Genomic DNA, 398 nt, shown 5'->3' with positions numbered 1-398 from the left:
GTAAATAAAGGGTTGTACAATATAGTAAAAAAACGAAAAACAGTTTGTATGGGAGCAAAAGTTAGTACGTCGATAGTTTTATATAAAAGCCAAACCAAGAAGAATGGTAAGCATCCTGCTAAACTCAGGGTTACATACAACCGTAAACAAATGTATTACAGCATTGATAATAAAGAGCGTGTTTATGAATTTACGCCAGAGGAATTCAATAAAGTTCTCGCTCCAAAACCAAGAGGTGTATTTAAGGACATCAAGTTAGAGTTTTCATTAATTGAAGATAAAGCCAATAAGATTATTGCCTCAATGGAAACTTTTTCGTTCAGGCAGTTTAAAACAAAATTTGGTATTGCTGGAGGTGACCTTACAAATATTCTATTCTATTTTGAAAGGCGTATTAA

The 398-nt window shown here is 32.7% G+C and carries 1 protein-coding gene; it reads left to right on the top strand.

Annotated features, from left to right (window positions below; genetic code table 11):
* Positions 1–48: 48 nt before the first annotated feature.
* Positions 49–398 (top strand): Arm DNA-binding domain-containing protein (locus J1N10_RS21115; RefSeq protein WP_262328699.1); only part of this gene is annotated, 350 nt, incomplete at its 3' end.

It is taken from the genome of Carboxylicivirga litoralis (genome assembly GCF_025499605.1).
GTDB lineage: Bacteria > Bacteroidota > Bacteroidia > Bacteroidales > Marinilabiliaceae > Carboxylicivirga > Carboxylicivirga litoralis.
The sequence above is the reverse complement of the archived record's forward strand: the minus strand, read 5'-3'. Positions and strand labels throughout refer to the sequence as shown.